Genomic DNA, 24,801 nt, shown 5'->3' with positions numbered 1-24,801 from the left:
ACTTTATAGCCTCACTTCATGTTTTAAAGTGAACAACCAACTGTTAACATTCATAGCTACTCGTGATTGTTTAAAGGGCCAGTTATGCAAACCATTATTTTAGATACAGAAACGCATACACTAAATGGTTTGCCTATTGAAATTGCTTATGCCCCGATTGAAATTAATGAAGGCAAGCTCACCTTAGATAAAAGCAAATTGTTTGATCAGCTCTATCAAGTCGGTGCCCCTATTTCTTACGCCGCTATGGCAGTTCACCATATATTAGAGTCAGATTTAGAAAATCAGCCCCACTATAAAACCTTTGAATTACCAGAGAGCACGACTTATATTATTGGTCACAATATTGATTACGATATTGCCGCGATTGCACGTTGCGGTGTAGATGTATCGAATATTAAACCGATTTGTACTTTAGCTTTAGCGCGTAAAGTTTGGCCTGAAGCAGAAGCACATAATATCTCCGCCCTCATCTATATGATTTCGCAAGGCAGCAGTAAAGCTCGTGAATTACTCAAAGGTGCACACCGTGCCGATGCAGATATTATTTTGACTGCTAATATTTTGATGCATATTGTCTATCATTTAAATATTCAAGATATTGAAGAGCTATACCGAGTTTCTGAAGAAGCACGTATCCCCACAACGGTTAACTTTGGTAAGCATAAAGGCACAGCAATTGCTGAACTTCCTAAAGACTATATTCAATGGTTATTACGCCAAGATGAGCTTGATATTTATCTTCGCAAAGCATTAGAAAGTGTGCTTTAATGATTTAAATAGATGATATTCATCAATTCTTCATCATATTGTCATTTTTGAGTTTTATGGTTAACCCCATTTATATTTTATTAAAAACAGCACTGTTCAACTCAGAAAATTGAACGGTCTGATCTATTTTTATATTGGGGAAACATCATGGCTGGTTTTTATAGAACCAATTTAGGAAGAGTTGCGCTTCAACAACGCAATATTGTTTTAAATGCAAAACAAAGACGTTTATTACTCTTAATAGACCATGAAGATTTTCAAAACTTAAATGGTGAATTTAAAAAACGTATTGCTTCTCCAGAATTGATTCAACAGCTTGTCGACTTAGAACTTATTGCCCCAACTGCCTCTACCGAAACGTTAACTGATGAAAAAATTATTTTAAAAACATCCCCACTAAATAATAAAGTAGAAGAAAATCAAACAGAATCTGTTGGTAGCTCCATAGCACATTCCCCAAATATTGTTGGAGAAATCCAGCTTTCCGAACAAAAAACTTTTGATCAGTCCAGTACTACATATTTTCAACCAGTAACACCTTCTCAGATTCTTTCTTTCGAAGAAATACAACTATTAATGATGAAAACGCTTAGCAGTTATTGTGGACTAATGACTAAACCACTTGTTCAAAAAATAGAGAAATCCACAACAATACAAGAGCTTAAACTATGCCAAATGCAATGGATTACAAATTTACAAGAATCACGCATTCCCCCTCAGGAACTTGCCACAGCTTTACGTACAATTAACTATTCAATTCAGCTTCTTCAAGAAAGTATATAAAATATTGAACAACTTGCTGTTTAATTAAGCATTAAAGTCACTTGGCACGTATTTCGTGCTTTACCTGCCAGTGTTTTTTTCCTATGATGTGCCCCACGCATGCGCTCGTAGCTCAGTTGGATAGAGTACAGGTTTCCGAAACCTGGGGTCGTGGGTTCGATCCCCGCCGGGCGCACCAGCTTTTATATAATAACTTCATAAATTTATCTCAATTTTATAAAATTCCGACTATTTTACTTGGTTTATTAATCATTATCGCTCAAAATATACCCCTCTTTCATAATGTGAGAATTTCATGACTGATGCTTTGGTTTTAAGAGATTTGTCCAAAACATATCGTAATGGTTTTCAGGCGTTAAAAGGTATTAACCTCACTGTGCCTGAAGGTGAATTTTATGCGTTGTTAGGCCCAAATGGTGCCGGCAAATCAACAACCATTGGTATTATCAGCTCCCTCACGAAAAAAACCTCAGGAACAGTTGAGATTTTTGGGCACAATCTCGATACCCATCCATCTCTGGCAAAACAGCAGCTTGGTGTCGTTCCTCAAGAATTTAACTTTGGACAGTTTGAAAAAACATTCGATATTTTAGTCACTCAAGCTGGCTATTACGGCATCCATAAAAAGATTGCAGAAAAACGTGCCGAACATTATTTAGAAAAGCTCGGTCTGTGGGAAAAACGTAATATACAAGCACGTATGCTGTCTGGTGGTATGAAGCGTCGTTTAATGATTGCCCGTGCCATGATGCATGAGCCTAAACTTCTTATTTTAGATGAACCTACTGCCGGTGTAGATATTGAATTACGCCGTTCTATGTGGGATTTTCTGACTGAAATGAACGAAAGCGGTACTTCTATTATTTTAACGACCCACTATTTAGAAGAAGCAGAAATGTTGTGTCGTCAAATTGCGATTATTGACCGCGGTATAATTAAAGAAGACACCAGCATGAAGAACTTCCTTAATCAGCTCAATGAAGAATCATTTATCTTCGATTTAGCCGAACCGATTGGGCCGCTTCAGTTAAATATTATTGGTGTAAAGTTTAACTTAATTGATAGCAATACATTAGAAGTAACGATGGATAGAGCGCATACATTAAATGACCTATTCCAGCTATTAGAATCTCAAGGTATTCGTGTTCGTAGTATGCGTAATAAATCGAACCGTTTAGAAGAGTTATTTGTCAAAATGGTCGAGAAAAATCTTGAAGGAGAGGCAAAATGAATTTTAGCCAACTGCAAATTGCTCTCTGGACCATCGTTCGTAAAGAAGTACGCCGTTTTCTACGCATTTGGCCACAAACCTTATTACCACCTGCGATTACGATGAGTTTGTACTTTGTCATTTTCGGTAATTTGGTGGGTTCACGCATTGGACAAATGGGTGGCGTGAGCTACATGCAATTTATCGTACCCGGCTTAATTATGATGGCGGTCATTACCAATAGTTATGCCAACGTTTCTTCAAGTTTCTTTAGTGTGAAATTCCAAAAAAGTATTGAAGAACTCATCATGAGTCCCGTTCCACTCCATATCATTTTATGGGGCTATGTAATTGGGGGTATTTGCCGTGGTGTATTAGTGGGCGCTATTGTGACTGCAATGAGCATGTTCTTTACTGACCTTTTCATACACAACTGGTTCGTAACTATATATACAGTCTTAATTACGTCGGTTCTTTTCTCATTAGGTGGTTTTATTAATGCAGTCTATGCAAAATCATTTGATGATATTTCTATTATTCCAACATTTGTACTTACTCCACTCACCTACTTAGGTGGTGTGTTTTATGCCATTAGTGCACTTGGTCCTTTTTGGCAAAAACTTTCTTTAATTAACCCTATTGTTTATATGGTTAATGCTTTCCGTTTCGGCATTTTAGGTCATAGCGATGTGAATGTTTCATTCTCTTTAATCATTGTGACATCATGCTGTGTTGTACTTTACGGAATTGCTTACTATTTACTTGCTCGTGGTTCAGGAATGCGTGAATGAGTGTCGAACAGTCTTTATTGGGTAAAGAAACCCAATATCCAACTAATTATCAACCTGATGTTTTATTTCCAATTGCCCGTGCTCAATCTCGTGAAAGCTATTCACATATTGAAGGCATTACTCAAGGTAAAGATTGGTGGCATGTTTTTGAAATCTCATGGTTAAACGCTCATGGTATTCCACAAGTTGCGATTGGCAGAATTACACTGCCCGCTTCTTCACCGAATTTAATTGAGTCAAAGTCATTAAAACTTTACTTCAATAGTCTTAATTTCACTCAATTTGATTCGAAAGAGTCATTCATTGAAACGGTTGAAAAAGATCTCTCAGCTGCTGCGGGTGCAAAAGTTGAATTAACCTTATTTCAGGTTGATGATTTAGAGATTTCTAAACCTCAAGGCATTTGTATTGATGACCTTACTCCAGAACGTTTAGAGCAACATCCTGATGCGACTCTTTTAAAACGAGATGAGTCTGGTGAAGAAGTTGAAATTGAGCTGTATTCTCATCTTTTGAGAAGTAACTGCCCAGTCACGGGACAGCCGGATTGGGGTACAGTTTTTATTCGTTTTAAAGGCAAAAAACCTTGTTATCGTAGTGTTTTAGCTTATATTATCTCGTACCGTCAGCATAACGGCTTTCACGAACAGTGTGTCGAACAGATCTTTGCCGATATTTGGCAAAATCTAGAGCCTGAGAAGCTGATGGTTTATGCAACTTATACTCGTCGCGGCGGACTTGATATTAACCCTTGCCGAGTATCGGATCTTTCATGGATGCCAAAACCGATTCGATTGGCACGACAATAAAACGAATAATTTGAGGATACACCATGCCGTTTTTTGGTTTTACCCCTTCTGAAGGCTTATTGAACGATATACAAACTGGAATTGCGAATAAAAATTCTAGCGAACCTTTATATCCACTTCGCGATAAGATTGCTTTACAACTTAATGAAGAGATTATTGATAATGTCTTAATTCAGTTAGTTCAGCATTTTCCTGCAAGTGAAAAGCGCGATACTGCCGAAAAACTAGCAGGCTATGTCAAATCAACTGTTGCTGTTCTTTTAAAGCAATTGTTAAGCAAAGCACCAAATGATGTGGTTAAACAATCAGTAGAGTTTTCTGAAAAAAGCTTATTTAAAGACCCACAAGGCCAATATAAAGTAGGCGTAAATTTAGATGCAGGTTTAGTGACTAACCTTAAGCATAACTTTACTGAACTTGAAGCAGGCAATGACATTAATAAAGCTGCTTTAGCTGAGTTATATAAACAATTCGGCGATGCCATGATTAAACACTTCATGTCTGATTTTAATAAAACATTAGACCTTGGCATGATTAAACGTAAAGCAGCCGATATTGGTGCAGCAGCTGTAACAAAAGCTGTTCACATTGCGATCGACAAATTGATTCCAAGCTTAAATCGTACTGAACTAAAAGCGATGGCTGAATATCATGATGGCTTATTCTTTAACTAATAAAAAATAGACTATCGGAAACCTAGCGAAAGCTAGGTTTTTTTATTGCAAAATATTGATATACATTGCCATTAACCAAGTTTATGTTAGCATGCGCCAAGCACTGATTGACCTTAGTTAACGCCGCATGTCTCCTAGTCCGCAATATAAATTTTTACGCCAAGCTCCTCGAGATGGTCTTAGCACTGCTATGCAACCATCAAAGTGGCAACAACTTCATGTTGACCCTTGGCTATGCCTATTTCTGCTCTTAAATGCGCTATTAGGTTTAACCGTACTATATAGTGCTTCTGCACAAGATGTGGGGTTAGTAAGTAAACAAGCCATGAGTTTTGGTATTGGCTTTTTAGTGATGTTTGGTCTAGCCCAAATTCCGCCAAAGGTCTATCAAGCTTTTTCACCATATTTTTATTTATTTGGCTTATTTTCACTTTTGGCAGTCATGATATTTGGTGAAGTCCGAATGGGTGCTCAGCGCTGGATTGATATTCCCGGTTTCGGAAGTGTCCAACCCAGTGAATTCATGAAAATCGGCATGCCCATGATGATTGCCTGGTTTTTAGCACGTAAACCACTTCCCCCTAGTTTTTCACAAGTTGTTTTATCATTAATATTAATTGGTATTCCTTTTTTACTGATTGCAGAACAACCTGACTTAGGGACATCACTTTTAGTATTAGCAAGCGGTATATTTGTTTTATTTTTAAGTGGACTATCGTGGCGTATGATCGGTGCTGCAGGAGCCTGTGCTGCGGTGGTCATTCCGATTGCTTGGGAATTTCTTTTACACGACTATCAACGTCAAAGGGTTTTAACTTTACTTGATCCAGAGGCAGATGCGCTCGGTACAGGTTGGAATATTATTCAATCTAAAACTGCAATTGGTTCTGGTGGTTTTTCAGGTAAAGGATTTCTTGAAGGCACCCAGTCACATTTACACTTTTTACCTGAAGGTCATACCGACTTTATTATTGCTGCGTATTCCGAAGAGTTTGGGCTCATCGGTGTACTTATTTTAGTGATTCTTTATTTTGCTATTATTTTTAGAACATTCCAAATCGGTTTACAAAGCTTCCATAACTATGGACGTTTAGTTGCTGGTGCCTTTGGTTTGTCTTTTTTTGTTTATGTATTTGTAAATGCGGGAATGGTCAGTGGTATTTTACCTGTAGTAGGTGTTCCCTTACCTTTTATGAGTTATGGCGGAACAGCTATTATTACTTTAATGGCCACCTTTGGTTTAGTCATGTCCATTCATACACATCGATAATCTGGAATTTTAAAACGATATGTTGTCTCAACACTTAAATAAAACTTTAAAAATGCTTGCTTTATGTACTGGTTTAATCAGTACAAGTCACTTCGCTCAGGCCAACGATTTTGCAACACATCCTGATTATGTAAATTTTAAACAAAAAACGATGAGCGCTTATGGGTTAAGTGGCGATCAAGTTGATGCAGCTATGAATGGTGCAAAAAATTTACCAAACATTCTAAATATTATGACTCGTCCAGGTGAAAGCAAACCTTGGTATGACTATCGCTCTATGTTTTTGGTTGAAGGGACAATTCAACGTGGTGTCCGTTTTAAAAACCAATATGCAGATGCTTTAAACCGTGCTGAACAACAATATGGTGTATCTCAAGCTGTCATTTTGGGTATTTTGGGTGTCGAGACAGGTTATGGTGCAAATAAAGGTTCATTTATTACACGTGATGCATTAGCCACACTTGCTTTTGGCTACCCTCGCCGTGCTGAATATTTTGGCGATGAGTTAGCTGCTCTTATTGCATGGACCTATAAAGAAGGTTACCCAACAAGTAGTATTGTAGGTTCCTATGCAGGTGCAATTGGCTATCCTCAATTTATGCCGAGTAATATTAGTAAATATGGGGTCGATTATGATGGTAATGGACACATCGATTTAAGAAATTCTGCAGAAGATGCAATCGGTTCAATCGCAAACTACTTAGCAAAACAAGGATGGCAACGCGATCAACCTATCGGGTTTATGGCACGTTACACAGGGTCAAATCCAGATAGCGTTATTGCTAAAGATTTAACTCAACCTTTTCCATATGGTGCATTAAAGACACTCGGGGTTTCACCTTTAAATCCTTTAGTTAAAATTGATGATCTGGATATGGTGAATGTTATTCAATTACAAGACTATAATGGTCCAATTTACTATTTGACTTACCCGAATTTTCAAGTGATTACGACCTATAATAAGAGCCGTATGTATGCTACTGCTGTATGGTTATTAGGCACTGAAGTGGCTAGCCGATAGGCTAGCTTTTTTATGAGTTATGTAAAAGTCAATAAATATTTTTGTTAAATAGATCACAATACGCACAAATTTAATATCTTGTTACACTTGTGATCGTTTTTTAACCCAGAACTGTAAGTTTTTGCCCTTTTTGTAACTATTTCTCGTTAAAGACTAGACACTCTCCGTAAGCGATGAATATTATCCACCCCAATGTAGCAATTGCAAAAGTGAATAATAAGACATGTTCACTTTAAATTTCAGTCAATCGCTGAAAGAAAAAAGTACATGTTCTCAGGAGTTTATACAAATGCAGTTATCGCTGAAATACGTTCTTGCACTGACGGCTAGTTTAAGCATAGCCCCATTGCACGCTGAAATGGTGCAATCTTCATCATTAAATAGTGATGTAGATGGTTCTAATTTAGCAGCTCGTGTATTGAGTAAAGATACTCAAAATTTTAATTCTCGTTTTTCTAACATTAACAGTCTTTCAATCACTGAACGTTCTGGCGATCAAATCCGTCGTCAAGCTATCGCAGCAAAAATTGAAATCCCTGAAGATGAGCCTTCAGTGATTGAAAAACTTAACACAGTAGCTTCAAACACTGTTCGTAAGTTTAGCCAAACTGGTATGGCTTCATGGTATGGTCGTCAATTCCATGGTCGCAAAACAGCAAGTGGTGACACATTCGATATGAATGCTCTTACTGCTGCTCACCGCAGCCTACCGTTAAACTGTTACATTCGAGTAACGAATAAAGACAATGGTAAAAGTGTGGTTGTAAAAGTAAATGACCGTGGTCCTTTCCATGGCAATCGTGTACTTGACCTATCTTACGGCGCAGCTAAACGTCTTGGTATTACCAATGCTGGAACTGCAAAAGTAAATATTGAGCGCGTTGATGGTCCAACTTCATAAGTTATAGACTCTAGAGCTCATGTAAAAAGCCGCAATTTTTTCTGCGGCTTTTTTATATTTTAAACTATGAAAATAATTTCTAGCTTAGGGTAAAAAAATTATCTTTTTCAACCCTTCTCCAACCCCAGTTTTGATTATTTTTCGAACAAAAAATTGCATTTATTTTATCAAAGTCTATTTCGCTTCTAAATTGCGCTTAGAGCGACTTTAATAAATTTGCGCTACCCTAGTACCATTTTTCTAAAATAAGGGCTATTTATGGCGTTTTTAGAGTAGATGAGTAGAGCTTTTTCACACAATTTTCCCACCCATCTCAAAATTACACTTTTTTGGGTGTTTTCATCATTGAGCAACACAGAAAAAATATTATGAAATATTGCACCCTTTTTTGAGTTCAAATGGACTATTTTTTCAATCAGCGCCACATTATTTTTTTCTTCCACCCCTTCCTCAGTTTTTACTGCCAAGTCGCTATAGTTGAATAGTGTTGGTTTCTTGTCGAATTTCTCCAGAACAGGCTAAAATATATCCAGAAAAAAGAAATCAAAGTTAAAACAAGGAGTGTGCCATTAATGAAATCCGTTACAGAATGGTTTGACGAATATAGCGAAAGCCATCAAAACCCAACCAATAAACAAATCCACTGGCTCTGCGTTCCTGCCATTTTATTTTCTATTATCGGAATCATTGCCCATTTCAGCACTTTGCTTACTTCTCTACTACTTGTACTCACTTTAGTATTCTATGCCCGTTTAGATCTTGTACTTGCTGTTGCCATGGCAGCTTTACTTGTTGTTATGGCATGGCTTATTTACACCCTACCTGTAGGAGTAGGATTTTATATTGCTATTTTTGTGATTGCTTGGATCGGACAGTTCTATGGCCATAAAATTGAGGGCAAAAAGCCATCGTTCTTTAAAGATTTACAATTTTTACTCATTGGCCCGGTCTGGTGCATGGATGCCTATCTAGGAAAAATCTTACCTAAATGGAAAAGTAGACAAAAACACGCTATATCCTAATTGTTCAACTAAAGCTGGATCACCTCGATTCAGCTTTTACATTTTAGTAATTTATTAGAAAATTTATAAAATAGAAAAAAACCAAACTAGCGATAACACTTAAAAGCACTTTTTTCAGATAAATGGCAATCACAATACAAAAGATTGCTGCATAAATATAAGGATTATCAATAATTCCTTTTAAATTATCGCCATCAAAAAAAACAACTGGAATACAAATTGCTGTTAATAAACAAGGTGCAGAATAATTAAGCATCTTATTCATAATAAGCGGTAATTTAATTTTAACAGTGGGTTCTAAAAAATAATAACGATTAAAAAAGACGATTGCTGCCAAACCTAAAATCATAAACCAAGACATATTATTGCTCCTTACTTATTTTTTCAGTTAACACAGCAACCAACATCCCGATTAATCCTGAAAGTAAAATCGCTCCTTCAACTTGATAAAATTTAAAGAAAAATCCGCTTAAACAAGTCATTAGCACACCAGCAACTACAGGCAGCCCCTTACATAGCGGCACGATCATGGCAATAAAAATAGCCACAATTGAAAAATCTAAATGATAATTTAGTAAATCTGGAATCACTGTTGCCAAAAGTATTCCAACCAAGCTAAAAACTACCCAGAATAAATAAAAAGACAGACCTGCACCTAACAGATATTCTGGCTGTCTTTTTTCACCAGATGCATATACCGCAAATAATTCATCCGTTAATAAAAAACCCAAACTTAACCGTTTCGAAAGAGACAAAGCAGAAATGTCATTTCTTAAAGTTAATGCATAAATAAAATGCTGAGCCGTTAAAAAGAAAATCGTCACATAAATTGTAAAAGTAGATGCCCCTTCCATTACCATGCTTAAACTAACTAATTGAGCTGCTCCAGCAAAAACAATTCCCGACATCGCAAGGGCTTTATAAAAAGATAAACCTGCATGAATTGCCATAGAACCTGCCAAAATTGCCCACGGAATAACAGAAATTGACAAGGGCAAAATATCCATTGCACCACGTAAAAAAAGATAGGATGGCTTATTTTTTGGAAACCTCACCAACTGATGAAGCTGAATATTCATATATAAAATCCAAGATAAAAGATCTCTCTATAAAATGCGTAATGAGAGTTGATTTATATTGAATAAAATTGCTGTAAATAAATTTTTAATAATCTAGTTATTTAGGCTAGCTACATATTGAGTAGGCGTCACTCCCATTGCTTTTTTAAAGTGACGATTAAAATGGCTTTGATCAGAAAAACCACATTGCTGTGCCACCATCGCAATTTGGTCACCCTGTTTTAATAATTGTCTTGCTTTTTGTAAGCGTGCTTGAACAAGCCAAGCATGAGGTGGCAAGCCCACATATTTTTTAAATTGTCTTAAGAAATGCCATGCACTTAGACCCACCATGTCAGCCAGATCTTGCAAAGAAAAGTTTGTTTCAGGTATTTCTACCAGTAATTCTTTAACTCTTAATATTTTTGAATATGCCTCTGGTAACTCACAAAAAGTATGATTTGATTTACCATGTCGCTTCATTAGACAGGCTAAAGTCGATAAATACATCGTTTCTTTGAGTAAAAAATTATCTTTTTGTTCTAATAAATCAAAGAGTAAACAAAGTTGCTGAGCCAAACCCAAGTCACGAATGACAGCTTGAGGAAACCATGGCGCCCCACGTGAATTTTCAAAAAAATCTTGGCTGACTTCTGCCAACATTTCAGGTGTAGGATAAATTGCTCGATATCGCCAACCTGACTCTACCGCAGATGAACCCGTATGAATTTCGTCAGCGTTTACTAAAATAATGTCGCCTTTAGGAGCTACATGCAGCTGGCCCGTCCTAAAAAAAGACTGTGCTCCTTCTTCAATCACACCAATACAATACCCTTCATGAGTATGCTTCGAAAATTGTGTTTGGTGATAATGTGCTTTTAGTAACTCTAAACCGCCCAGCTCTCGCACATGCAGATAATCGGCTTGCTCCCGCTGCATAAATACGTCTCATCCATTCAATAAAAAAACCATAGCATGTTTTAAGAAACTGAATAGAATAAAATTGCTCTATAAAAACAATCTCTTTATTTGTTTATTCGGCTTTATTGGTAGATTTGCCCATCATGTTTGAGCCAACCGCTTTCATGACGATTTTGTGGATCACGATGAGTCCAGTGCAATACACCACCTTTTGGGTTATATTCATATTCACCGTAAAACTCTACGACATCACCTTTTTTCAAATTAGGAATTTTAGGTGCTAAATCAATATTATGTGCGACTAAAATTGAAAGGCCATTTTTTAGTACAAGAATAAATTTCTGGTGTCTCGACCCATCATTATCATCTCTTAAAATTGCTTTTACTCGGCCACTTCCCTGCACTTGAACATTACTTTGTCTCTGCTGATAAGCAGCTTTTATTGTATCAACCCCATTATTTGAAAGTGTAGTTTCAGTATGCTGAGCTTCGGGCATGACTGATGATGGCGATTGATTTTGCTTATGCCCAGATAAATCCAGACCAAAATATGCAGCAATCAATAAAATTATGACACCACCAATACTGAGATTTTTTTTATTTGTCATTGTCTACCCTTAATTTAACTGAGATAAAAAAAGCCCCAATGGGGCTTTTTTTATTGTGATACGAATTACTTCGCAGCAGCTTGAGCAGCAGCAACTTCTTCAGCGAAGCTCATTTCTGCTTTTTTCTCAATACCTTCACCAACTTCGAAACGTACGAAGTTAGCAACAGTAGTACCAGTTGCTTTTAATACATCAGCAACTTTTTTGTCGTTGTCGATTACGTACATTTGACGATCAAGAGCAACTTCGTTCAAGTATTTATCAACTGAACCAGTTACCATTTTCTCAACGATGTTAGCTGGCTTACCAGATTCTAACGCTTTCGCTTCAGCAATTTCTTTTTCTTTAGCGATAAGGTCAGCAGGAACAGCTTCAGCATTTACAGCTACTGGGTTGAATGCAGCAACGTGCATTGCAATACCTTTACCAGTGTCAGCATCACCAGTATAAGAAACTACAACACCGATTTTTAAACCGTGTTTGTAGATAGCCAAGTTTTCGCCTTCAACGATTTTCGCACGACGAACTTGGATGTTTTCACCGATTTTTTGAACAAGCGCAATACGAGCTTCTTCAACTGTTTGACCGTCTGCTAATTTTAATTCAGCGATTTTAGCAGCATCAGTTTCACCAGCAGCTAAAGCAGCAGTAGCAACAGCTTTAGAGAAGTTAGAGAAGTTTTCGTCTTTAGCAACGAAGTCAGTTTGACAGTTAACTTCAACTAGAATTGCTTTGTTGCCTTCTTGAACGATTGTGATTGCACCGTCAGCAGCAATGTTACCAGCTTTTTTAGCAGCTTTAGCTTGACCAGATTTACGAAGGTTATCAATAGCAAGCTCGATGTCACCGTTCGCTTCTGTTAATGCTTTTTTGCATTCCATCATTGCAAGACCAGTACGGTCACGTAATTCTTTTACCATGCTTGCAGTAATTGCAGTCATGTTGATCTCCTAAAATCGGTAGAAAATAAATCTTTTCAACAAAAACGGCCCAAAGAAACTCTGGGCCGTTTGCACTCTCGACGCTTAATTTGCCACCATTACATGTCGCAAAAATGACAAGCCTGCGTCAAAACGCATTAAGCCTCAGAAGCGTCTTTCGCAGCGTCATCGCCTTTTGCTTGAGCGTTCGCTTGAGATTGAGCGTATTCTTTACCAGCAAGAATTGCGTCAGCCATAGCTGAAGCATATAGAGTTACTGCACGGATCGCATCGTCGTTACCCGGAATAACGTAATCAACGTTGTCTGGGTTAGAGTTTGTATCAACGATACCGATAACAGGAATACCTAAGTTCTTCGCTTCTTTGATTGCAATCGCTTCGTGATCAACGTCGATTACAAATAATGCGTCAGGTAAACCACCCATGTTTTTAACGCCGCCTAAAGAACGCTCAAGTTTTTCCATCTCACGAGCACGTTCTAAAGCTTCACGTTTAGTAAGCTTAGCAAAAGTACCGTCTTGAGATTGAGTTTGAAGATCTTTTAAACGGTTGATAGATTGGCGAAGTGTTTTCCAGTTCGTCAACATACCACCTAACCAACGGTGATCTACATATGGTTGACCAGCGCGTTGAGCTTGTTCACGGATGATGTTAGAAGCAGCACGTTTTGTACCAACGAACAAAACCTTGTTCTTTTTGCTTGCTAATTGGTTAGCGAAGTTCAAAGCATCATTTAACGCAGGAACAGTGTGCTCAAGGTTGATGATGTGAATTTTGTTACGCGCGCCAAAAATGTATTGACGCATTTTTGGGTTCCAGAAACGAGTTTGGTGACCAAAGTGCGCGCCTGCTTGAAGAAGGTCACGCATGCTTACGTTGTAATCTGCCATTTTCTTTACCTTAAAAGTTGGGTTAGGCCTCCATATATCCGCATTCTCCACCCTTTTACAGGCACCCAGAGTAATGTGACGATATATGTGCGGATTTTTTACTCCATCTATCAAATTTGTTCGTAAAAGATATTCACGAAAAGCATTTGATAAAATGGGCGGCTATTTATACCATAGACACTTGTAAATTACCAAAAGTTTTTAGAGATCATGAACAGTACTTATACAGCTCCACGTCGATTAATCAAAACTCCAGATGAAATTGAAAAAATGCGCATTGCAGGACGACTGGCGGCTGAAGTTCTAGAGATGATCAAGCCGTATATCAAGGCGGGTGTAAGTACACTTGAACTTGATACCATTTGCCGTAATCACATTGAAAATGTACAACATGCTATTCCCGCCTGTGTCGGCTATGGTGGCGCTCCTGGACGCCCTGCTTTTCAGCACTCTATTTGTACTTCGGTTAACCATGTTGTCTGCCATGGCATTCCTTCTGAAAATAAAACGTTAAAAAACGGCGATATTTTAAATATTGATGTAACTGTGATTAAAGATGGTTATCACGGCGATACAAACATGATGTATATCGTTGGTGGTGAGACGTCTATTTTAGCCAACCGTCTATGTAAAGTTGCCCAAGAAGCGATGTATCGAGGCATGGCAACTGTTAAAGATGGTTCATATTTAGGTGACATTGGTCATGCAATCCAGAAATATGTCGAATCAGAGCGTTTTAGTGTAGTACGTGAATATTGTGGTCACGGTATTGGTACCGTTTTTCATGATGAACCTCAAGTATTACATTATGGTCAAGCTGGAACAGGTATGCGTCTGGAAGCTGGTATGACTTTTACGATTGAACCTATGGTAAATGCTGGCGTATGGCAAACTAAACTATTAGGCGACAAATGGACTGTTGTAACGAAAGACCATAAACTTTCAGCTCAATATGAACATACTATTTTAGTGACTCAGACAGGCATTGAAGTTTTAACTGCACGCCCTGAAGAGGACTTATCTCGCTTCAACTAATAGTTTAACAAACTTAAATAAAAGGCTGCTTTATGTAGCCTTTTATTATTTATTATGTATTTAAAATTAACAAATATTGCCAAATACAAACAATTATTTCAAAAAAATTACAATTATTAATTTTTAATAAACAATCATTTTAATAAAACGCGGTATGGTTGGCTCAATAAAAATCAGTAAACAAAAGTTCGGACATGGAGTCCTTTTATGATGAAAAAGTCATTATTTTGTATGACAGCTGCCTGTTTTGCCCTGCCAACAATCACTAACGCCGCTTCGCCATATTTTAGTTTAAAAGATGGTGATGGCTTCAAACGTTTTTCAGTCTCTGCTGGTTGGTTACATGCAATGCCTCAAGGCTCAGGAAACCCTGTCAATATCAATACTAGCGTTGCAGAAGGTACACAATCTAAAGTTGGAGATGTATCTACAAAAGCCGTTTTAGAGGCAATCGACCAAAGCAAAACTTCAGGAAAATTCTGGTATAGCACTATTGGATTTCTTGATAAGTTTACAGATACTCTTCCCTCTTCACTTGCAGGTACAGCAGAAGTTAATGGTCTTTCTCAATGGCAACAACAAGGTTCTGGCTTAGAAGCTAGTGATGTTGATACTGTTGGTCTTATGTTTAACTACAACTTTACGGACAATTTATCTTTAGAAATTAAAGGGGGTATTCCCCCTAAAGTGGATATTAATGGAAAAGGTAATATTTACGCTCCCCTTTCTGGAAAAGCGACTCCACTCAAAGATGGATCTTCAATTGGAGAAATCATAGGAGGTGGAATTTCCGGGGCGGGTGGAGATATTCCTTTAAAACAAGACCTTCATATTACTGATCTTTCTCAGGGAGGTAAGGCTGCGACCGCACGCGCATGGTTACCAGCCGTTGAACTACATTATCAATTTGGTAAAACAGGTGTAAATAAGTTCCGTCCTTATATCGGAGCTGGCGTGATGTATGCATACTTTAATGATTTAAAAATGAATTCTGGTATTGAGGCTGATTTAATTCAAGCGGGACACATGATCCAGAATATCCATGATGGTAAAGCTGGTGCAGCACTAGATCGCAAAACATCATCAGCAAATCCTATCGTGAAACTAGAAGCGACCGATACTTTTGCACCTATTGTAACTTTAGGTGCAACTTACGACTTCAACCCAAATTGGTTTGCTGTTGGTTCAGTTTCGTATTCAAAAATGAATAGTGAAGCAAAAATCTATGTGACTGACCAAAATACAGGTAAAGAGCTAATTAAAGCGAATACCAAAATTGATATTGACCCACTCATTTCATATGTTGGTGTTGGTTACCGCTTCTAACCCTGCATAAAGCTATAAAGACTTGTATAAGTTTTTATAGCTTTCTTTCACTCTATTTCTCCTAAAAATTGCTTCTTTTTAAATCAAAATGCTAAAAAAATGAGCATTTTTTATAAAAAATACAGATATAAAAAACTTCTCAAACTTTTATTACTACCCTCTTATTTTTCCCAATTTTTTATTATTTTTCTATTCACAAACTAACTCAATAAAATTAGAAAGTAATTTTTCCTTTTTAGTAAAATTCATTTTTTGGCACAAGCTTTGCTTTACTCATTACATGATGAATCAATGATGATTCAATGAATAAACAAAGACGGCCAACGATGTCCGCTCTGATCGGTCTGCAGATAGGCAATAAATTGCCATGCAAATTAAATTTCGTTCAGTTCAGAGGGACGGCGTATGTCTTCAAATATCCAATTAGATGCAAAAAAAGCAACTGAAATTAAATTATTCAGTTTTTCAACTCCAGCAATGCGTGCCTTCCACATGACATGGCTCGCTTTCTTTGTATGTTTCTTTGCATGGTTTGCGTGTGCACCATTAATGCCCGTGATTAAAGGCGAGTTTGGCTTAACAAAAGATCAAATTGCTAATATTAATATTGCTGCTGTTGCTATTACTATTTTAGTTCGGCTTATTGTCGGACCACTCTGCGACAAATATGGCCCACGTATTACGTACACCACTCTCCTATTAGTTGGCAGCATTCCAGTATTTGGTGTAGCTGCTGCCAATAGTTATGAATCTTTTCTATTCTTTCGCTTACTTATTGGTGCGATTGGGGCAAGCTTCGTCATTACTCAATACCATACAAGTGTCATGTTTGCACCTAACGTTGTAGGAACAGCAAATGCGGCAACGGCTGGCTGGGGAAATGCTGGCGGTGGAGCAACACAAGCTTTAATGCCTTTATTGCTCGGTGCAATCGTGATGTTTGGTGTTGAACAAACCATGGGATGGCGCGTGGCATTAATCGTACCTGGCGTAATGATGGTTATTGTTGGCATTCTTTATTGGAAATTAACTCAAGATTGCCCTCAAGGAAACTTTAAAGAAGTTCGCGCGCAAGGTATTGAGGTCGGAAGTGGTAAAAAAGGTGGTACTGCCATTTTAATGCAAGCCGCTCGCAACTATCGTGTCTGGATTTTATTTTTGGCATATGGCGCAAGTTTTGGTATTGAGATTTTTATCCATAACGTGGCGGCAATGTATTATGTCGATCAATTTAAAATGGATTTAAAAACGGCTGGACTAACTGCCGGAATCTTTGGTCTTTTAGCATTATTCGCTCGAGCGCTTGGCGGTATTATTTCCGACAAAGTAGCACTCAAGAAAGGGTTAGATGGCCGTACGAAAGTACTTGTGCTCATGATTTTGGGTGAAGGTTTATTCTTAATCCTCTTCTCTCAAATGAATGCCGTTGCGCTCGCAATTATTTCCATGACTATTTTTGCATTGTTTACGCATATGGCATGTGGAGCAACTTACGCTCTCGTACCCTTTATCGATCGTACTGCATTAGGTGGAGTCGCAGGAATTATTGGGGCGGGTGGCAATGTTGGTGCAGTTGCAGCAGGTTTCTTACTTAAAGGCTTACTCGATGTTCAAACTTGCCTGTTTATTTTAGGCGGTCTGGTTATGGTCGCAGGCTGTAGCGTAATTTTGATTCGCTTCACAACTGAACATAAAGAAAAAGAACAAGTTCTTTTTGAACAAGCATTACTTGAACGTAATTCAACAGCTTAATTTTTATAAGAAGCAGAGATCAAAATGGTCTCTGCTTCTTCAAATTTCTTATCATAAAATATTTACATTACTCACTTTTTAATTCTTCTTAAATATTCTTGTCATCTATATCGATATTTCTCGATATATCTTCTACAATAAATGACCACATTATTATAATTTTCCATTAACGATGACTAAAACTGCTCACAACTTTTCCCAGCCACTTATCTATATGCTGATTGGTAGTGCTCTTATTTTGGCTCTTTCTTTAGGCGTTAGGCATGGTTTTGGACTTTATTTGGTCCCAATGAGCCATGAGTTTGGCTGGGGCCAACATGTTTTTAGTCTTGCAATCGCCATGCAGAACCTGATCTGGGGTGCAGTTCAACCTTTTACTGGCGCAATCGCAGATAAATATGGCAGTAAAGTTGTGGTTGCTGTTGGCGGATTACTTTACGCCCTTGGCTTACTGTTAATGGCTTTTAGTTCAAGTGTACTCATTTTGAATTTAAGCCTAGGTCTTATTATTGGTTTAGCTTTATCAGCAACCTCCTTTACAGTTTTACTTAGTGCAGTAGGTCGAGCTGCACCTCCAGAAAAAAGAAGTATGGCGATGGGGATTGCAAGTGCAGCAGGTTCTTTCGGTCAGTTTATTATGTTGCCCTCTACCCTTCTCTTACTCAAAAATGTTGGATGGTCAGCAGCCCTAATGGTCAGTGCGCTGTTAATTGCTCTTATTATTCCCCTTGCATGGATGTTAAAAGGACCAAGCAATCAAACACCGAAAGCAATTGCACAACCTCAGCTTACATTTAAACAAGTACTGAATATTGCCAGAAAACATAAACCCTTTTGGTGGTTAGCTTTAGGTTTTTTAGTTTGCGGATTCCAAGTGGTTTTCTTAGGTGTACATTTACCCGGCTATTTAATTGACCACGGTTTTGATGCAGCTACAGGAACTGTGTTTCTGGCCCTAGTTGGACTATTTAATATTGTGGGGACTTATGGTGCTGGTTGGTTAGGAGACCGATTCTCAAAACCTAAATTATTAATGGCGCTTTACGGCAGCCGTGGCATCACGATCATTGCCTTTTTGTTATTACCGTTAAGCACTTATACAGTATATGCTTTTGGAGTCATTATGGGCCTTTTATGGCTCTCTACTGTTCCGCTCACGAACGGTATTGTGGCAAATATGTTTGGTGTTAAATACCTTTCAATGCTGAGCGGCATTGTGTTTTTCACCCATCAAGTCGGTTCTTTCTTTGGCGGTTGGCTTGGCGGTGTTAACCATGACTTAACAGGTAATTACAATGCAATTTGGCTATGTTCTATAGCATTAAGTATAGTAGGTGTGATCGTACACTTCTTTGTGAATGAGGAGGCCGTTATTCATGACGCATAATGCCTTACTTTTGAAAACGATTGTGACTTTCCTCATCGTAGCTCTTCTGGTTCTTTCTATCGCATTATGGAAGCAGACACCTGATTTATTTGAATATTTTAATCAAGCATTTTGTCCACACTAGAGAGATGAGACGCTAAAATCATCCCTTTGATTGTCATAAAAATATAAAAAACCTATGGTCTAATGAAAATAAAAAAGCCCGCAAGTTTGCGGGCTTTTTTATTAAAAACTTATTTAAAATCAAAACAAACGATTCATACCATTAAGTGCAGCTACACGATATGCTTCAGCCATTGTTGGATAGTTAAACGTCGTTTCAACAAAATATTTCAAGGTATTGTTTGGGCTGTGCATAACTGCTTGCCCAATGTGGATAATTTCGGCAGCGTTATTACCAAAACAATGAATACCTAAAATTTCCATAGTGTCGCGGTGGAAAAGAATTTTTAACTCACCCACTGTATCACCAGTAATTTGTGCACGAGCTAAATGACGGAAAGAAGCTTGACCCACTTCATACGGAATTTTTTCTTCCGTTAATTCCTGTTCATTTTTACCAATTGATGAGATTTCAGGAATGGTATAGATACCAGTTGGAATGTCACGTACTGGCTTCGCATCTTCACCACTCATGTTTGCGCCAGCACAGCGCCCTTGGTCATAAGCAGCAGAAGCAAGTGATGGCCAACCAATCACGTCACCAGCAGCATAAATATTTTCAACTTCAGTTTGATATTGATCATTTACTGAAAGCTGGCCGCGGTTGTTTGGAACTAGTCCAACGTTCTCAAGACCTAAGCCTTCTGTGTTACCTGAACGGCCGTTACACCAAAGAATGGCATCGGCTTTAATCTTTTTACCACTTTGTAAGTGTAAAACAACATGGTCATCAAACGTTTCAAGATGATCCATTTGTTCGTTGTGACGAATTAACACACCTTGTTCACGTAAGTGATATGACAAAGCATCAGCAATTTCATCATCCAGATAACTTAATAGTTTTTGCTGAGTATTAATCAAGTCAACTTTATGGTCTAGACCAATAAAGATTGAGGCATATTCACAGCCAATAACGCCCGCGCCGTAAATAATAATTTTTTGAATTGAATAATCAAGATCAAGAATCTTGTCCGAATCAAACACGCGAGGATGATCAAAGTCGAGACCTTGCGGATGATAAGGACGACTACCTGTCGCAATCACGATTTGCTTACAGATAATTGTCTCTTTAATGCCTTCATGGCTAAAAACTAAGACTGTATTTTTATCTTGAATATATGCACGACCATGGAAGACACCAATCTTGTTACGGTCATAGAAACGTGTATGTGTATCAACCTGTTGTTGAATCACTTTGTGTGCATTACGCAAAACCTGTTTCATGGTGAACTGCTTCCATTCACCTACTTTTTGAAACATTGGATCACGCTGATAGCGAATAATACTAGAAACTGTTTGACGTAATGCTTTACTTGGAATCGTTCCTACGTGTGCACAGTTACCACCAAGTTGATCACGCACATCTACAATTGCAACACGCTTACCAGCTTTTGAAAGCTTCATTGCCGCGCCTTCACCCGCAGGTCCAGAACCGAGAACTACCGCATCGTATTTAACGAAATTCCCACTAACGACCTCTTTTTTACGTGGCATTGAAAGCTCCTTCCTCTCTTGAATGACCATATTTTATAATAGATTATGACTAATATGCGGTGAATTTATGTATTTCTCAACCCTATATTTCTGAATAGCCACATTTATTATATGAATAGTTATTTTCCGCTATTAACTGAAGAACTTCGCTATAATACAATGTCAATGTCTCTATAAACGAGTGGAAAAGTTAGATATGTCAGAACACCGTAAACCTGAACAGGGTGTAAAACTTCGTGGCGCAGAAAAAGTCGCAAGAATTCCTGTAAAAGTTGTACCTACGGTTGAAGTGCCGCGTAAACCTGACTGGATTCGTGTCAAGATGACGGCACCAGAAGAAGTTCAGCGTATTAAAACGACTTTACGTGCTCAAAAACTCCATACCGTTTGTGAAGAAGCTGCTTGCCCTAACCTCCCAGAATGTTTTGGTGGTGGTACAGCAACATTCATGATTATGGGCGATATTTGTACACGCCGTTGTCCTTTCTGTGATGTAGCACATGGTCGTCCAAATGCACTCGATGCTGACGAACCTCGTCACATGGCCGAAACCATTTCTAACCTAAAACTCAAGTATGCAGTAATTACTTCTGTTGACCGTGATGACTTACTTGACGGCGGTGCACAACACTTTGTGGACTGTATTAAAGAAGCTCGCGCACTTAGCCCGACGACATTGCTTGAGATTTTAGTACCAGACTTCCGTGGACGTATGGATATTGCTTTACGCATTATGACTGAATGTCCGCCAGACGTATTTAACCACAACATTGAGACTGTGCCTCGTCTATATAAAGCAATGCGTCCAGGTTCAGACTATCAACATTCTTTAACTTTATTAAAAATGTTTAAAGAATACTGCCCTGACATTCCAACAAAATGTGGTTTGATGGTCGGTATTGGTGAAACTGAAGAAGAAGTGATTGCATTGCTTGATGACTTACGTGCTCACGATGTTGACTATGTGACGATTGGTCAATATTTACAGCCATCTAAACAACATGCGCCAATTGACCGCTTTGTAACGCCAGAAGAGTTTGAACGTTATGCAGAGCATGGCCGCAAACTTGGCTTTAGAAATATTTGGTCTGCACCAATGGTTCGTTCAAGCTATTTTGCTGATCGTCAATACCATGGTGAACCAGTACCAGAAGTTCGTCGTAAAGTAGATCCAGCTAAGAAAATCGCTGTTCAAGTTGTCGAAGCTTAATAAATTAAATATCTACAAAAAGCCCTCTAACACAGAGGGCTTTTTATTTGTATAAGAAAATCAATAACATTTCTTGACAAATCGATAAAACAAGCCATTACACTTTCACAGAAAAATATCTTATACCTAAAAGTACGATATATCCCTGCTCTAGCATATACATCAATTGCGATATAAAAAATTAAATTTAAACAGCATTAAAATTAGCTAGTTAAGCCTTAAATCTCTCCTCGCTTTTTTCGTAACTTCTAACTTGAGGGCTTATCTAGCAAGGAGCAAGTATGATTTTCCTACTCTTTGTTTTAAGCATCGTCATTCAGCTTTTTGCAATATGGGCAATTTTCTTTTTTAACCTGAATCGAATCATTGGCAGTGTAATTACGATTGCGGTAGCTATATTTACTGCACTCATATTAACGCCATGGGCTCTCATTTTAGGTATCCCCCTCATTGCCCTTAGTATCATTATTTTATTTGCACCATTACGCTTTAACCTGATTACTAAACCTGCCTATAAAACATTAGCAAACTCAATGCCGAGCATCAGTACGACTGAACAAGAAGCCTTAGAGGCAGGTACCAGTTGGTGGGAAAAAGAATTGTTTATGGGGGCACCCGATTGGTCCCAATTTGAAAAGTATCCCTATCCAACGTTGTCAGAAGAAGAACAAAGTTTTATTGATAATGAAGTTGAGCTCCTTTGTAGCATGCTCAATGAGTGGGAAATTCATCATCACTTAAAAGATCTTCCACCAGAGGTTTGGCAATTTATTAAAGACAAAGGTTTTTTAGGTCTTATTATTCCAAAGTCATTTGGCGGTAAAGAATTTAGCTCATTTGCTCAAAGCCGCATTATGAGCAAAATTGCTTCACGCTCACTCACCACTGCAGTGAGTTGTATGGTTCCAAACTCGTTGGGACCGGGTGAGCTACTCATGCACTACGGTACTGATGCTCAAAAGCAACAATATTTACCGGGTCTTGCTAAAGGTGAAGAAATCCCATGCTTTGGTTTAACCAGTCCAGAAGCGGGTTCAGATGCTGGCGCCATTCCAGATTCAGGTGTTGTTTGCTACGGCGAATATGAAGGTGCTCAAGTTCTTGGTTTGCGCATGAATTTCTCTAAACGCTGGATTACCCTTGCGCCAATTGCCACAGTCGTAGGTCTTGCATTTAAACTATATGACCCTGAAGGGTTACTCGGCGATAAAAATAAAACAGAGTACGGTATTACCTGTGCACTCATTCCTGCTAGTCATGCAGGCGTCAAAATAGGAGCGCGTCATTTTCCAGGTTCTCCATTTATGAACGGAACCGTAGAAGGAGAAGATGTTTTCATTCCAATTGACTGGATTATTGGTGGACAAGAAAATGCCGGTAAGGGCTGGCGAATGCTAATGGAGTGCTTAGGTGTTGGCCGTGGTATTTCCCTTCCAGCTTTAGCAACAGCAGCAGGTGAAATGAGCTATTTAACCGTTGGTGCTTTTGCAAAAATTCGTCAACAGTTCAATATTTCAGTAGGTAAATTTGAAGGCGTACAAGAAGCGACTAGTGAAATTGCCAGCGATGCCTATATGCTTGAGGCATTCCGTTATTTAGTCACATGTGGCCTAAATCAAGGTGGAACACCTGCCGTGATGACTGCCATGGCAAAATATTATGCAACTGAAACGATGCGTAAAGTCGTCAATCACGGAATGGATATTGCTGGAGGACGTGCAATTCAACTTGGACCACGTAACTTCCTTGCCCTTACCTATCAAGCGATTCCAATTGCAATTACGGTAGAAGGCGCAAATATTTTGACTCGTTCATTGATGATTTTTGGTCAAGGTTCAATGCGTTGTCATCCTTATCTATTTGAAGAATTACAACTCCTTCAATCTGAGGATAAAGCTAATGCAGTTCAAGAATTCGATGATTTATTATTTAAACATTTAGCCTATACCTTTAACCGTGGGGCAAAATCATTTGCTTATGGTTGGACTGGTGGCTCAAACGATGCCCCTCAATCAGTAGATCAATTTACTGCCAGTTACTATAAGACGATTAACCGTTTTAGTGCCAACTTTGCACTTGTTTCGGATATGTCACTTGGTTTACTTGCAGGCGACTTAAAACGCAAAGAAATGTTATCAGGACGCTTGGCAGATATTCACGCGCACCTCTTTATTTCTACTGCGATTTTAAAATTTTATGAAGCTGGCCAAAAAACTGAAGCCGAACAACTTCACGCTAAATTAGCTCTACAAAAAGCGTTCTTGAATATTCAGGAAGCATTTTGGGGATTATTTGAAAACTTCCCAGCTAAACTTCCAGCAGCATTTGTAAAATGGATCTGTTTCCCTCTTGGCCGTGTCATTTCAAAACCTGACGATGAGTTAAAACAGCAAGTCGCTGAACTTATGATGCAAGAGCATCCTTTTAGAGAGCAGCTTAAACATCATGTATTTTATTCAACTAAAGCCGATGATGTGACTGGACGTTTAGAACATACATTCCAAATTCTACGAACCCTTGAACCACTTTGGGATAAATTCAAAAAAGCTGAATCTAAAGGCAAATTTACAGGACTTACTTTCGAAGAGAATATTGCACAAGCAATAAAAGAAGGTTTTATTACTGAAAGTGAAGCTCAACAATTATTGCAATACAACGCAATTCGATTCGATAGCATGCTTACAGATGTATTTGATGAAGATTTAAATAAAGATCTTCCTTTGTCGAACCCTCATCAAATTTAGTGACTGATGCCTTCACTAATT

At 38.2% G+C, this 24,801-nt stretch carries 25 protein-coding genes and 1 tRNA gene; 18 read left to right on the top strand and 8 right to left on the bottom strand.

The window, feature by feature from the left end; translation table 11 throughout:
* Positions 1-84 precede the first annotated feature (84 nt).
* The 10 genes from MJX77_RS11335 to MJX77_RS11290 all read left to right on the top strand — a co-directional run bounded on the left by MJX77_RS11335 (position 85) and on the right by MJX77_RS11290 (position 8,230).
* Positions 85-771: a 3'-5' exonuclease gene (locus MJX77_RS11335; protein ID WP_252059095.1), complete on the top strand. Its 687-nt coding sequence runs from the start codon at positions 85-87 to the stop codon at positions 769-771.
* A 144-nt stretch (positions 772-915) separates the two neighbouring features.
* A complete protein-coding gene (locus MJX77_RS11330; protein WP_502806541.1) occupies positions 916-1,554 on the top strand; it encodes a hypothetical protein in 639 nt (212 codons plus the stop codon).
* A 101-nt stretch (positions 1,555-1,655) separates the two neighbouring features.
* Positions 1,656-1,732 (top strand) — tRNA-Arg (locus MJX77_RS11325).
* A 117-nt stretch (positions 1,733-1,849) separates the two neighbouring features.
* On the top strand, positions 1,850-2,785 hold the full coding sequence (locus MJX77_RS11320; protein WP_151821294.1) for an ABC transporter ATP-binding protein: 936 nt from the start codon (positions 1,850-1,852) through the stop codon (positions 2,783-2,785).
* Complete coding sequence (locus tag MJX77_RS11315; protein WP_004791025.1) at positions 2,782-3,555, top strand: ABC transporter permease; 774 nt, start codon at positions 2,782-2,784, stop codon at positions 3,553-3,555. Before MJX77_RS11320 ends, MJX77_RS11315 begins: the two co-directional genes overlap by 4 nt.
* On the top strand, positions 3,552-4,364 hold the full coding sequence (queF, locus tag MJX77_RS11310; protein WP_192454941.1) for an NADPH-dependent 7-cyano-7-deazaguanine reductase QueF: 813 nt from the start codon (positions 3,552-3,554) through the stop codon (positions 4,362-4,364). Before MJX77_RS11315 ends, queF begins: the two co-directional genes overlap by 4 nt.
* A 23-nt stretch (positions 4,365-4,387) precedes the next feature.
* Positions 4,388-5,038 (top strand): hypothetical protein, encoded by a 651-nt coding sequence (locus MJX77_RS11305; protein ID WP_005307108.1) that lies wholly within the window; start codon positions 4,388-4,390, stop codon positions 5,036-5,038.
* Between the two features lie 127 nt (positions 5,039-5,165).
* Complete coding sequence (rodA, locus tag MJX77_RS11300; protein ID WP_252059093.1) at positions 5,166-6,308, top strand: rod shape-determining protein RodA; 1,143 nt, start codon at positions 5,166-5,168, stop codon at positions 6,306-6,308.
* Between the two features lie 19 nt (positions 6,309-6,327).
* Positions 6,328-7,329: a lytic murein transglycosylase B gene (mltB, locus tag MJX77_RS11295; RefSeq protein ID WP_004791015.1), complete on the top strand. Its 1,002-nt coding sequence runs from the start codon at positions 6,328-6,330 to the stop codon at positions 7,327-7,329.
* 289 nt (positions 7,330-7,618) lie between these two features.
* Positions 7,619-8,230, top strand: coding sequence for a septal ring lytic transglycosylase RlpA family protein (locus MJX77_RS11290; RefSeq protein WP_004791014.1), 612 nt, complete (start codon positions 7,619-7,621; stop codon positions 8,228-8,230).
* A 221-nt stretch (positions 8,231-8,451) separates the two neighbouring features.
* Here the strand turns inward: MJX77_RS11290 and MJX77_RS11285 are convergent, their stop codons facing one another.
* Complete coding sequence (locus MJX77_RS11285) at positions 8,452-8,673, bottom strand: hypothetical protein (RefSeq protein WP_252059092.1); 222 nt, start codon at positions 8,671-8,673, stop codon at positions 8,452-8,454.
* 129 nt (positions 8,674-8,802) lie between these two features.
* On the opposite strand from MJX77_RS11285, the gene MJX77_RS11280 reads away from it, so the two are divergent.
* Positions 8,803-9,252 carry an Mpo1 family 2-hydroxy fatty acid dioxygenase gene (locus MJX77_RS11280; protein ID WP_252059090.1) on the top strand — a complete coding sequence of 150 codons (450 nt, stop codon included), beginning with the start codon at positions 8,803-8,805 and terminating at the stop codon, positions 9,250-9,252.
* Positions 9,253-9,295: 43 nt separating this feature from the next.
* Here the strand turns inward: MJX77_RS11280 and MJX77_RS11275 are convergent, their stop codons facing one another.
* The 6 genes from MJX77_RS11275 to rpsB form a co-directional block, all read right to left on the bottom strand.
* A complete protein-coding gene (locus MJX77_RS11275) occupies positions 9,296-9,613 on the bottom strand; it encodes an AzlD domain-containing protein (protein ID WP_252059088.1) in 318 nt (105 codons plus the stop codon).
* A 1-nt stretch (position 9,614) separates the two neighbouring features.
* On the bottom strand, positions 9,615-10,331 hold the full coding sequence (locus MJX77_RS11270; protein WP_252059085.1) for an AzlC family ABC transporter permease: 717 nt from the start codon (positions 10,329-10,331) through the stop codon (positions 9,615-9,617).
* 93 nt (positions 10,332-10,424) lie between these two features.
* Entirely contained in the window at positions 10,425-11,249 is an 825-nt protein-coding gene (locus tag MJX77_RS11265; RefSeq protein ID WP_252059083.1) for a helix-turn-helix transcriptional regulator, read from the bottom strand.
* A 104-nt stretch (positions 11,250-11,353) separates the two neighbouring features.
* Positions 11,354-11,839, bottom strand: a complete 486-nt coding sequence (locus tag MJX77_RS11260; RefSeq protein ID WP_252059080.1) for a DUF3465 domain-containing protein — start codon at positions 11,837-11,839, stop codon at positions 11,354-11,356.
* Between the two features lie 65 nt (positions 11,840-11,904).
* A complete protein-coding gene (tsf, locus tag MJX77_RS11255; protein WP_004791001.1) occupies positions 11,905-12,780 on the bottom strand; it encodes a translation elongation factor Ts in 876 nt (291 codons plus the stop codon).
* A 137-nt stretch (positions 12,781-12,917) separates the two neighbouring features.
* Complete coding sequence (rpsB, locus tag MJX77_RS11250) at positions 12,918-13,670, bottom strand: 30S ribosomal protein S2 (protein ID WP_002118204.1); 753 nt, start codon at positions 13,668-13,670, stop codon at positions 12,918-12,920.
* Positions 13,671-13,880: 210 nt separating this feature from the next.
* Between rpsB and map the strand changes: the two genes are divergently transcribed.
* The 5 genes from map (at position 13,881) to MJX77_RS19335 (ending at position 19,294) form a co-directional block, all read left to right on the top strand.
* Positions 13,881-14,705, top strand: coding sequence for a type I methionyl aminopeptidase (gene map / locus MJX77_RS11245; protein WP_004790999.1), 825 nt, complete (start codon positions 13,881-13,883; stop codon positions 14,703-14,705).
* Between the two features lie 207 nt (positions 14,706-14,912).
* Positions 14,913-16,031: an OmpW/AlkL family protein gene (locus MJX77_RS11240; RefSeq protein WP_252059079.1), complete on the top strand. Its 1,119-nt coding sequence runs from the start codon at positions 14,913-14,915 to the stop codon at positions 16,029-16,031.
* A 405-nt stretch (positions 16,032-16,436) separates the two neighbouring features.
* Entirely contained in the window at positions 16,437-17,783 is a 1,347-nt protein-coding gene (locus MJX77_RS11235; RefSeq protein ID WP_004790995.1) for an MFS transporter, read from the top strand.
* Positions 17,784-17,955: 172 nt separating this feature from the next.
* The gene (locus MJX77_RS11230) at positions 17,956-19,170 is read left to right on the top strand and encodes an MFS transporter (protein WP_252059077.1); all 1,215 of its coding nucleotides are present in this window, start codon (positions 17,956-17,958) and stop codon (positions 19,168-19,170) included.
* Complete coding sequence (locus MJX77_RS19335) at positions 19,160-19,294, top strand: hypothetical protein (protein WP_286089229.1); 135 nt, start codon at positions 19,160-19,162, stop codon at positions 19,292-19,294. Before MJX77_RS11230 ends, MJX77_RS19335 begins: the two co-directional genes overlap by 11 nt.
* 119 nt (positions 19,295-19,413) lie before the next feature.
* Here MJX77_RS19335 and sthA read toward each other — a convergent pair whose 3' ends face one another.
* Entirely contained in the window at positions 19,414-20,826 is a 1,413-nt protein-coding gene (gene sthA / locus MJX77_RS11225; RefSeq protein ID WP_004790990.1) for a Si-specific NAD(P)(+) transhydrogenase, read from the bottom strand.
* A gap of 196 nt (positions 20,827-21,022) precedes the next feature.
* On the opposite strand from sthA, the gene lipA reads away from it, so the two are divergent.
* Together lipA and MJX77_RS11215 are read left to right on the top strand one after the other, a co-directional pair.
* Entirely contained in the window at positions 21,023-22,036 is a 1,014-nt protein-coding gene (lipA, locus tag MJX77_RS11220; protein ID WP_003650609.1) for a lipoyl synthase, read from the top strand.
* A gap of 281 nt (positions 22,037-22,317) precedes the next feature.
* Positions 22,318-24,780: an acyl-CoA dehydrogenase gene (locus tag MJX77_RS11215; RefSeq protein ID WP_252059075.1), complete on the top strand. Its 2,463-nt coding sequence runs from the start codon at positions 22,318-22,320 to the stop codon at positions 24,778-24,780.
* The last annotated feature ends 21 nt before the right edge of the window (positions 24,781-24,801 follow it).

The sequence above is a fragment of the Acinetobacter sp. AHP123 genome (assembly GCF_023757925.1).
Taxonomy (GTDB): Bacteria; Pseudomonadota; Gammaproteobacteria; order Pseudomonadales; family Moraxellaceae; genus Acinetobacter; species Acinetobacter oleivorans.
Note: the sequence above shows the minus strand (reverse complement) of the source record. Positions and strands in the feature narration are given on the sequence as shown.

What these genes read in the sequence shown, in the direction of transcription:
- MJX77_RS11335 (WP_252059095.1), top strand. Translation starts at nt 85, where the DNA reads ATGCAAACCATTATTTTAGATACAGAAACGCATACACTAAATGGTTTG.
- MJX77_RS11320 (WP_151821294.1), top strand. Translation starts at nt 1,850, where the DNA reads ATGACTGATGCTTTGGTTTTAAGAGATTTGTCCAAAACATATCGTAAT.
- MJX77_RS11315 (WP_004791025.1), top strand. Translation starts at nt 2,782, where the DNA reads ATGAATTTTAGCCAACTGCAAATTGCTCTCTGGACCATCGTTCGTAAA.
- queF (WP_192454941.1), top strand. Translation starts at nt 3,552, where the DNA reads ATGAGTGTCGAACAGTCTTTATTGGGTAAAGAAACCCAATATCCAACT.
- MJX77_RS11305 (WP_005307108.1), top strand. Translation starts at nt 4,388, where the DNA reads ATGCCGTTTTTTGGTTTTACCCCTTCTGAAGGCTTATTGAACGATATA.
- rodA (WP_252059093.1), top strand. Translation starts at nt 5,166, where the DNA reads ATGTCTCCTAGTCCGCAATATAAATTTTTACGCCAAGCTCCTCGAGAT.
- mltB (WP_004791015.1), top strand. Translation starts at nt 6,328, where the DNA reads ATGTTGTCTCAACACTTAAATAAAACTTTAAAAATGCTTGCTTTATGT.
- MJX77_RS11290 (WP_004791014.1), top strand. Translation starts at nt 7,619, where the DNA reads ATGCAGTTATCGCTGAAATACGTTCTTGCACTGACGGCTAGTTTAAGC.
- MJX77_RS11280 (WP_252059090.1), top strand. Translation starts at nt 8,803, where the DNA reads ATGAAATCCGTTACAGAATGGTTTGACGAATATAGCGAAAGCCATCAA.
- MJX77_RS11275 (WP_252059088.1), bottom strand. Translation starts at nt 9,613, where the DNA reads ATGTCTTGGTTTATGATTTTAGGTTTGGCAGCAATCGTCTTTTTTAAT.
- MJX77_RS11270 (WP_252059085.1), bottom strand. Translation starts at nt 10,331, where the DNA reads ATGAATATTCAGCTTCATCAGTTGGTGAGGTTTCCAAAAAATAAGCCA.
- MJX77_RS11265 (WP_252059083.1), bottom strand. Translation starts at nt 11,249, where the DNA reads ATGCAGCGGGAGCAAGCCGATTATCTGCATGTGCGAGAGCTGGGCGGT.
- MJX77_RS11260 (WP_252059080.1), bottom strand. Translation starts at nt 11,839, where the DNA reads ATGACAAATAAAAAAAATCTCAGTATTGGTGGTGTCATAATTTTATTG.
- tsf (WP_004791001.1), bottom strand. Translation starts at nt 12,780, where the DNA reads ATGACTGCAATTACTGCAAGCATGGTAAAAGAATTACGTGACCGTACT.
- rpsB (WP_002118204.1), bottom strand. Translation starts at nt 13,670, where the DNA reads ATGGCAGATTACAACGTAAGCATGCGTGACCTTCTTCAAGCAGGCGCG.
- map (WP_004790999.1), top strand. Translation starts at nt 13,881, where the DNA reads ATGAACAGTACTTATACAGCTCCACGTCGATTAATCAAAACTCCAGAT.
- MJX77_RS11240 (WP_252059079.1), top strand. Translation starts at nt 14,913, where the DNA reads ATGATGAAAAAGTCATTATTTTGTATGACAGCTGCCTGTTTTGCCCTG.
- MJX77_RS11235 (WP_004790995.1), top strand. Translation starts at nt 16,437, where the DNA reads ATGTCTTCAAATATCCAATTAGATGCAAAAAAAGCAACTGAAATTAAA.
- MJX77_RS11230 (WP_252059077.1), top strand. Translation starts at nt 17,956, where the DNA reads ATGACTAAAACTGCTCACAACTTTTCCCAGCCACTTATCTATATGCTG.
- MJX77_RS19335 (WP_286089229.1), top strand. Translation starts at nt 19,160, where the DNA reads ATGACGCATAATGCCTTACTTTTGAAAACGATTGTGACTTTCCTCATC.
- sthA (WP_004790990.1), bottom strand. Translation starts at nt 20,826, where the DNA reads ATGCCACGTAAAAAAGAGGTCGTTAGTGGGAATTTCGTTAAATACGAT.
- lipA (WP_003650609.1), top strand. Translation starts at nt 21,023, where the DNA reads ATGTCAGAACACCGTAAACCTGAACAGGGTGTAAAACTTCGTGGCGCA.
- MJX77_RS11215 (WP_252059075.1), top strand. Translation starts at nt 22,318, where the DNA reads ATGATTTTCCTACTCTTTGTTTTAAGCATCGTCATTCAGCTTTTTGCA.